This is a genomic window from Protofrankia sp. Cr2, assembly GCF_963555885.1.
Taxonomy (GTDB): domain Bacteria; phylum Actinomycetota; class Actinomycetes; order Frankiales; family Frankiaceae; genus Protofrankia.
Genome location: NZ_CAUVXG010000049.1, coordinates 26151 through 34542, shown reverse-complemented (window position 1 = coordinate 34542; position 8392 = coordinate 26151). Strand labels below are relative to the sequence as shown.

General features: G+C 69.9%; 9 protein-coding genes. 6 read left to right on the top strand and 3 right to left on the bottom strand.

The genetic code is table 11. The annotated features are described in order from the left end of the window. Positions 1 to 164: 164 nt before the first annotated feature. A complete protein-coding gene (locus tag U9978_RS18915; RefSeq protein WP_322762471.1) occupies positions 165 to 611 on the bottom strand; it encodes a MarR family transcriptional regulator in 447 nt (148 codons plus the stop codon). Positions 612 to 670: 59 nt separating this feature from the next. Between U9978_RS18915 and U9978_RS18910 the strand changes: the two genes are divergently transcribed. Further along, positions 671 to 1156 (top strand): aldo/keto reductase, encoded by a 486-nt coding sequence (locus U9978_RS18910; RefSeq protein WP_322762470.1) that lies wholly within the window; start codon positions 671 to 673, stop codon positions 1154 to 1156. 314 nt (positions 1157 to 1470) lie between these two features. Here U9978_RS18910 and U9978_RS18905 read toward each other — a convergent pair whose 3' ends face one another. Continuing rightward, positions 1471 to 2046 (bottom strand): group II intron maturase-specific domain-containing protein, encoded by a 576-nt coding sequence (locus tag U9978_RS18905; protein ID WP_322762469.1) that lies wholly within the window; start codon positions 2044 to 2046, stop codon positions 1471 to 1473. A 173-nt stretch (positions 2047 to 2219) separates the two neighbouring features. Between U9978_RS18905 and U9978_RS18900 the strand changes: the two genes are divergently transcribed. The 3 genes from U9978_RS18900 to U9978_RS18890 are packed head-to-tail and all read left to right on the top strand — an operon-like array spanning position 2220 to position 5037. After that, positions 2220 to 3128: a site-specific integrase gene (locus U9978_RS18900; RefSeq protein ID WP_322762468.1), complete on the top strand. Its 909-nt coding sequence runs from the start codon at positions 2220 to 2222 to the stop codon at positions 3126 to 3128. Beyond that, complete coding sequence (locus tag U9978_RS18895; protein WP_322762467.1) at positions 3125 to 4051, top strand: tyrosine-type recombinase/integrase; 927 nt, start codon at positions 3125 to 3127, stop codon at positions 4049 to 4051. Before U9978_RS18900 ends, U9978_RS18895 begins: the two co-directional genes overlap by 4 nt. Then, on the top strand, positions 4048 to 5037 hold the full coding sequence (locus U9978_RS18890) for a tyrosine-type recombinase/integrase (protein WP_322762466.1): 990 nt from the start codon (positions 4048 to 4050) through the stop codon (positions 5035 to 5037). Before U9978_RS18895 ends, U9978_RS18890 begins: the two co-directional genes overlap by 4 nt. Positions 5038 to 5058: 21 nt before the next feature. On the opposite strand, the gene U9978_RS18885 is transcribed toward U9978_RS18890, so the two are convergent. Then, a complete protein-coding gene (locus U9978_RS18885) occupies positions 5059 to 5997 on the bottom strand; it encodes a reverse transcriptase domain-containing protein (protein WP_322762465.1) in 939 nt (312 codons plus the stop codon). A gap of 830 nt (positions 5998 to 6827) precedes the next feature. Between U9978_RS18885 and U9978_RS18880 the strand changes: the two genes are divergently transcribed. Further along, positions 6828 to 7766 (top strand): hypothetical protein, encoded by a 939-nt coding sequence (locus tag U9978_RS18880; RefSeq protein ID WP_322762464.1) that lies wholly within the window; start codon positions 6828 to 6830, stop codon positions 7764 to 7766. 47 nt (positions 7767 to 7813) lie between these two features. Further along, positions 7814 to 8392, top strand: a 579-nt coding sequence (locus U9978_RS18875) for a hypothetical protein (RefSeq protein ID WP_322762463.1), incomplete at its 3' end; no start/stop codon positions are given.

The following is an 8392-nucleotide window of genomic DNA, read 5'->3' as shown; positions in this document are numbered from 1 at the left end:
ACCCAGCTCCGCGAGCTCGGGCTGTGACTGCCAGCCGCGCTCTGCCACTGATCATGCGGTCGCGCACTGGCTCGTCCTAGGATGGAAGGCGGTGTTGCCGGTGGGGTGTCGGATGTCAGGTGGATGCGTCGCGAGGCGGAGGAGACCCAGAGCGTCACCAGGGCTCAATGCTTGGCGAGCACCTCGATGGCTGTTGCCAACTGCTCGCGAAACCGGGCCAGGTCCGGCTGGCTGAAGGCGGCAGCCAGCCGCTGCTCGACGGCGACGGCCTGTTCGTCGGCGCGGCGGAGCAGGGCCGAGCCCGCCCTGGTCAGTCTGATCAGCAGGACCTTCCCGTGATCGGGTGACGGGGTCCGGCTGACCAGGGCGCGCTGCTCGAGAAGCGTGATCACGGAGTTCATCGCCTGAGCGGTGACCCCCACGAGCCGCGCGAGCCGCGCGCTCGAGACCCCGGGGTTCTCAGTAAGCAACAGGAGAGCCGAGTACTGGGGCACGGTGAGGTCGAAGGGGTGTAGGACTCGGCTCTTCTCGGCTATCAGCGCCTGTTCGGCCTGCTTGATAAGGGTGCCCAGGCGTTGCTCGAACGGAAGGACGGACTCCCCTGCCGGCATGCTTCCTCCTCCCAGGACCCGGTGCTACCTGTACGAAGACCGTCTGACGCCCTTCCGAGGTGACCGTCGCCGAGATCGCGCGCGCCCAGGCGATCCACCCGGTCGCTTCCGTCCAGTCCGAGGCATCTCTGTGGTCCCGCGAGATACAGGACAACGGCGTTCTGGCCTACACCGCCGCCCACGGCATCGCCCTGCTGCCGTTCTCCCCGCTGGGCCGCGGCTTCCTGACCGGAGCCATCCGCACCACCGCGGACCTGCCACCCGGCGACTGGCGCCACGGCAACCCGCGCTTCCAGCCCGCCGAGATCCACGCCAACCAGCGCCTCGTCGACACCGTCCGGACCATCGCCGCTCGGCTCGGCGCCACCCCCGCGCAGGTCGCCCTCGCCTGGCTGCTCACCCTCGGCCCTCACGTCGTCCCGATCCCCGGCACCAAGAACGCGGCCCGCCTCACCGAGAACGCGGCAGCCGCCGACCTGAGCCTGCCCGACGACGCCCGCAAGGAACTCGACAGCCTGCCCGCCCCCGCTGCCGCCCGCTACTGACCTGCCGCCGACAAACTCGTCCTCCGCACCGCCGACTGAGACCACGCCACCCGGCCGTCCACCCGACCTCATGAAGTAGTCAGCCGGCGGCGGCCAGCGGGAGGACAACCCGAAGCGCTATGTCCATTCCTCTGCATGGCATTACCAGGTGCCGCCCGGGCCCATTTGCCCGGGCGGCGCCTGGGGGCAGGATCTGTCACCGCTGAGTAGGCCATGGGCGCGGTGCCGTGGTTGCCCCCGGTCCGTTTCCCATGGCCTCTCGCCGCACCCGCCGTGCGCCTTTCAACGCAACGGGCGCTCCCCGGCGTCTGCCGTTATGCGGGTCGTGGGGTCCAGGGGTTAGGGATGCGGCTTCCGCGGTAGCGGTACCGGGTGACCGGTCTCGCCGCGATGCGCCGTAGTTCGATGTCGCCCGCGCTGATCGGTAGCCACCGCCCGGCGGGGGTGGTGAACCGGGCGCGGACGTCTTTCCATCCCCAGCGGTGCCGTACCTGCAACATTCGGACGACCCGCCACCAGGCGAAGCTGTCCAGCATGGCGAACACGTTCTTCGCCACGGCATGCTGGAAGTAGTTGGCCCACCCGTGCGTGACCATGTTCAGCCCGGTCAGCACGTACTCCAGGTCCCGTTGCGATGTCCTGGGGGTCAGGGCGCGGATCTTCGCTTTCACGGACCGAATTGCCCGGTCAGCGACGAAGGTATATACGTGCCGTTTGTTCGTCCCTTGTTTGATGCGTCGCTGGATGCGGAACCCCAAGAAGTCGAACCCCCTGTCGAGATGCGTGACGCGGGTCTTCTCCTCAGACAGCCGGAGCCCTACCCTCGCGAGCACCTGGACCACCTCCTCGCGTAGTGCGTGAACGTCGGACTCGGCCCCGTGCACCAGCACCACGAAGTCGTCCGCTTATGCCGAGGGCCGGGTTATGCCGACCTGCCCGGCGGATGCCCTGGTCGGGACGGTGGGTGGCTTGCTGGTGTCGGCATAATCCTGCGGGGTGGGCGGGTGGTCTGTCTGTCTGGAGTGGTCAGTGTTTTCCTCCAGACAGGTGGATGATCATGGGGATGGGTGTGGATCCGGGCTGCGTGCAGCCGGACGTGGCGTTGGTTGAGGAGTTCCGCGGCTGGCTGGACCGGGAACGGGGTCTGTCGCCGGTGTCGGTGCGCTGCTATGCGAAGCAGTCGAAGGCGTTCCTGGCTGGGATCGGCGGGGCGGGGGCGGTCAGTGGCCTGGACGCGGGCAGGGTGATCGCGTTCATGGTGGCCTGGACGCAGGACCGCAACACGTGGTCGGCGAAGGCGATGGTGACGTCGCTGCGGGCGTTCCTGCGGTTCGCGCACGCGACGGGGCGGACGGCGGTCCCGCTGGCGGGGGCAGTTCCCGCGGTCGCGTCGTGGCGGATGTCGGCTCTGCCCCGCGGTCTGAAGGCCTCGGAGATCGAGCGGCTGCTGGCCGGCTGTGACCGGGACACGGCGGTCGGGCTGCGGGACTACGCGGTCCTGTCCCTGCTGGCCCGGCTCGGCCTGCGGAGTGCCGAGGCCGCCGGGCTACGGCTGGACGACATCGACTGGCGGGCGGGCGAGATCGCCGTTACCGGCAAGGGCAGCCGGACCGAGCGGCTCCCGCTGCCGGCCTCGGCAGGGGCGGCGCTCGCCGCCTGGCTGACGGGCGGCCGGCCGCGGTGCGAGTCACGGTCGGTGTTCGTGACGGTGCGCAGGCCCTACCGGCCGCTGACACCGGAATCGGTCCGGGCCGTGATGGGCAGGGCCTGCGAGCGGGCCGGGCTCGAGCGGCGGGGCACTCACCGGTTCCGGCACGCGCTGGCGACCGAGATGCTGCGGGCCGGGGCGTCGCTGCCCGAGGTGGGGCAGGTGCTGCGGCACCGCAGCCAGCTGTCGACCTCGCTCTATGCCAAGGTCGACCAGAACGCGCTGCGCCCGCTGGCGCGCCGGTGGCCGGGAGCCGGCCAGTGAGCGGGCTGCGGGCAAGGGCCGGGGAGTACCTGGCCATGCGCAGAGCCCTGGGGTTCAAGCTGGAAAGCCAGGGGCCGCGGCTGATGAGCTTCGTCCGCTTCTGCGAAGACCGCGATGCCACCGCGGTGACCACGGACCTGGCGGTGGAATGGGCGACCTCGACCGGCAGCGACCACGAGGCCTACCAGGCCCGCCGCCTCGACGTGGTGCGGATCTTCGCCCGCCACCTGCAGCCGCTGGACCCGGCCACCGAGATTCCGCCCGCCGACGTGCTGGACCGCCGCCAGTGGCGGATCCCGCCCTACCTCTACTCCCCGCAGGAAGTCACCGCCCTGATGAGCGCGGCCGGCAGGCTCCGGCCGGCGATCCGCGCGGCGACCTGGCGGACGTTCATCGGCTTGCTGGCCGTGACCGGCATGCGCCAAGGCGAGGCATGCCGCCTCGGCCGCGACGACGTCGACCTGAACGCCGAGACGATCGTGATCGAGGACTCCAAGTTCGGCAAGTCCCGCATGGTGTTCCTGCACCCGACCACGGCCGCCGCCCTGCGTGTCTACGCGCGGGCCCGGGACGAGGCGTTCCCGAAGACGGGCACGTTCCTCGTCAACAGCCTGGGCCGGCCGCTGGACCGGCGCAACACCCCCAAGACGTTCGCGGAGCTCGTGACAGCGGCGGGCATCAAGGCACCGCCCGGGCAGCGGGCCCCGCGGCTGCACGACCTGCGGCACGTCTTCACGGTCGCGACGCTGCTGGACTGGTATCGCGACGGCGCCGACGTCCAGGCCCGCCTCCCGGCCCTGTCCACCTGGCTAGGGCATATCGATCCGAAATCCACATACTGGTACCTCTCGGCCGTCCCCGAGCTCCTCGCCCTGGCCGCCGCAAGGCTAGAACCCGCCGGGCAGGAACAGGCGGCATCGTGACGGACCTGGCCCCCGTCCTGCAGGGGTTCTTCACCGACCGGCTGGCCCGGCAGAAGAAGGCCAGCCCGAACACCGTCGCCGCCTACCGCGACACCTGCCGGCTCCTGCTCGCCTTCGCCCAGGGCAAGACCGGCAAACCGCCCAGCTCCCTCAGCCTCGCCGACCTGAACGCCACGCTCATCGGGGAGTTCCTGCATCACCTTGAAGAACAGCGAGGGAACGGAACCGCCACCCGCAACGCCCGCCTGGCCGCGATCCACTCGCTGTTCAAATACGCCGCTCCCAAAGCTCCCGAGCACGCCGCCGTGATCAGCCAGGTCCTGGCGATCCCACCGCGGCGGCGCGAGCGGGCGATCGTCAGCTACCTCACCGCCGAGGAGATCGACGCGCTGGTCGCGGCACCCGACCGCGGCACCTGGCACGGCCGCCGCGACCGGTCCCTGCTCCTGCTCGACGTCCAGACCGGGCTGCGCGTCTCCGAACTCACCGGCCTGAACAGGCAGGACATCCACCTCGGCGCCGGCCCGCACGTCCGCTGCCACGGCAAGGGCCGCAAGGACCGGGCCACCCCACTCACCACCCAAACCGTCAAGGTCATACGGACCTGGCTCGCCGAGCTCAGCCCCGACCCGGACGGCCCGTTGTTCCCCACCCAGCCCGGCGGCAGGCTCTCCCGTGACGCCGTCGAGCGCCTCGTCGCCAAGCACACCGCCACCGCCGCGGACACCTGCCCGTCGATCAAGGACAAGCACGTCACCCCACACACGCTGAGACACTCCGCAGCCATGACGCTGCTGAAAGCCGGAGTCGACACCTCCGTCATCGCCCTCTGGCTAGGTCACGAAGGGACCGAAACAACCCAGACCTACCTTCACGCCGACATGACCATCAAGGAGCAAGCCCTCGCCCGCGTCCAACAGCCCGGCACCAGCCCCGGCCGCTACCGGCCGCCGGACAGCCTGCTCACCTTCCTCGACAACCTCTAGCCACCGCCAGCACCCACCGGGTTATGCCGCCCCCACAACGAGGACCTGCCTGACACGCACGCCCTCCAGCAGTCTGGTCGGCATAACCCGCTCCTCGGCATAAGCGGACTTATGCCGACCTCGGCATAAGTCCGCGTAACGGACCAGCCGCCACGTCGGAAGCCCTTGCTCTCGCCTGCGCCCCCGCTTATAGTCGGTGGACATCGCCCCGCCGGGCTTCCACGGGCCGTGCAGATGCTCATCGAGCACTGACAGAGCCACGTTAGCCAACAACGGAGAAAGAATGCCACCCTGCGGCGTGCCGGTGTGCGTCGCCCTGTTCTCGCCAAGTTCCGTGAGGACCCCGGCCTTCAAGAACGCCTTGACCAGCGCCAGTACACGTTTGTCCTTGACCCGCCGCCGGACCCGGTCCATCAAAGCGACATGCCCGATTTCGTCGAAGCATGCCTCGATGTCCGCGTCCAGTACCCAGTGATAACCCCGGGTTCCGTAGAAGTGGATCTCGGCCACCGCGTCCTGAGCCCGCCTCCGGGGCCGGAAGCCATACGACACGGGCTCGAAGTCAGCCTCGAAGATCGGCTCCAGCACCAGCTTCAGCGCGGCCTGAACGACCCGGTCGGCGACCACGGGTATTCCCAGCCGCCTGACCTTCCCCGACCCACCCGGCTTCGGGATCATACGCTCCCGCACCGGCAACGGCCGGAAAGTTCCTCCTTTCAGTTGGGCACGCAGGTCGTTCAGGAATCCGGGCACCCCGGCTTCGCGGATATCGGCGACCTTCAGGCCGTCGACCCCGGCGGTCCGGGCACCCTGGTTGCCCGCGACCCGGGCAAACGCCACGATCAGCGTCGCCGGGTCATACACAAAGTTGAACAGGTCATCGAACCGGCGGTCAGGATCAACCGCCGCCCAACGGTGAAGTTTGGCCTGCATCCCCGATACCCGCACGAGCGACCTCACGGTCGCCCTCGCACGGCGCACCGCCATTCGGCGGCGCATCTTCCGGCATCACAGTCTCCATCCCTTCGCGATACCGCTGCCGCCCTTCCCCATGTGCACAGGCTCTCCCTGGCTCGGAGTACTACGGCGACTCCGCCCCACCCCACCGGTTCGGCAGTCGGTGCGCCTATCCCGGACGGATGGCTGGATGCCTACCCGGCCGGGATCCCGCGCGAGGTGGTTCCCACGTTCACTATGCTTCGTTTGTCGGAGTAGGAGCCCGACTGTGTCCCAGCGGCCTCGCCATGGGTACGCCGCAGACATTTCCCATAGCCTCCGGATCGGCTTTTGAATACCTAACCGGAGTTCCCTCCGTAACGGTAAACAGAGGGACGCACTGCGTCCGGCCCATATCCACCAGGTTGGAGCCGGTGTCAAGGTTGAGGGACGTAAACGCCGGTTCCTCGCGTACTCCTCTCCGTCTCGCTCGCCGGACCCGCGCCATCTGGCGGTGCTGGCACGTCCCGGCTTTGTCAGGGCTGCTCCCGCCCTCCCCGGCACCACCCGGATCAGGCTGCCCTCAGCTACCCCGACCTGCTGCGACAGGCCGAAGGCGAAGGTCTTCCACCTCCACTCGAAACACAGCGCCTCGTGGCGCAAACCGGAATCTTGGCAGAGCCGATTTCTTGACACTCCCCATTCCGCCGCACCCGTGCGTGTCCGTTTCTGGATAGTCCGGAACTCCGATCGCGATGGTGACGCGTCGGTGACGATCGGATGACGTCGCCCCGTGCATGCTTTCGGGCCTACGGACAGGGCGTTCTGGCTCACCCTTTCGGGAAGGAATCGTCGTGGATTTCGCCGACTCCGTGCTCGTCCGGCTGGGCGACCCCGCCAGCCGGGGCGCGGTCTTCGATGACGCGTCGCTCGCCAACTTCGTCGCGGCGGCGTACGACACCGAGGCGATGCCGGTTGGCCCGCCGTACGGAGCGGTGTTCGACGACCTGACAGTTGGGTACGCGGCGCCGCCCGTCGCCGTCGCCGAGGGCGATTGGATGGGTACCGGCGGGACGGACCGCACCGAGCTGCGGGTGCGGCTGCACGGCGTCGGTCAGTCGACGCTGCGGATTGACGCGCTGTGGCGGGGCAGCCTCGTAGTCCGGACGTCCGCCGCCCGGGACCGCGTCGAGGCGCTCGAGGTCGGCGTGCCGTCGTTCGACGTCGACCCCGACATCATCGCGGCCCTCGGCGCGCTGCCCACCGACCCAGCGCAGCTGGAAGCGCAGCGGCGTACCCGGGTCGTCGCCCGGCTGCGCGCTGGCCTGCACCAGCCCGCGGCGTTCACCGACGCGCACGTGGAACGGCTGCTCGCAAGCGCCGGCGCGCAGAGCGTGTCGGACCTGGTCACCCACCTGCGCGGGCAGGAGGCGACCGCAACCGTCCAGGTGCGGTACGCGGCCCCACCCGCCACCCCGCCGACGCCGAGGACGCTGCCGTTCGCCGCGGCGGTCTTCGTCCGCGACACCAACTTCTCCCTGGCGACTCTGCTCGTGGAGAGCCGGCTCGCCCGGACCCGCGCCGAGGAGCTCGGGCTCGACGTGCCGGCTCCCGACGACGTCCGGCGCCGGCACCGGATGGTCGCCGTCTGGGTCGTACCTGAGGCGACCTTCGACGACGCGGGCTGGCCCGGTGGCGACGGCGGCACACCGGCGCAGCGCCGCGCCGCGCGGCTCGCCCGAGCCGGTCAGTGGCTCGCCGCCGAGGGCATCGGGCTCGCGGCGGTGGCCTGACCGCCGAAAAGCATGACGTCAGCACCGCTGAAGCCAGGGAGGGATCCGTGCCAATCACCGCAGCATTCCCGTTCATCGAGGTCAGGGTCGTGTCGCCGGCGCCACCCACGGCGCAGCGGTCGCCCGGCGTCATCGCCGTGGTCGGCAAGACCCCGTCGACCGCCGACGGCGGCTCGGCCGCGGTCAACACGCCTGTCCGCATCGAGACCCTCGATGACGCGGTCGTCCAATTCGCCCGGCGGCAGGCGGGCAACGTCGTCCGCAACGCCCTCTACAACTCCTTGGAGCTGGCCCTCCTGCAGGATCCGCACCCGGCCAAGGTCTACGGCGTGAAGGTGGCGGGCGACGACTACGCTGCTGCTCTCGGCGGCCTGGAGGCCGCCGACGACGTCACCATGGTGTCGCTGGCCAACGAGGTCACGATCGGGACCCCGGCGGGGGCCAATCCGCCCACCGGGCTGCACGCGCTCAAGGCGCACGTCGAGACGATGTCGCTGGCCGGCCAGCGACGGATCGGCTTCGCCATGACCGACCCCGCCGCCGCCAAGACACCCACGTACGTGGCCGACACCATCGCCGCGCTCACGCCGCTCAAGAGCACGACCAGCCGGATGTTCGTGGTGGCC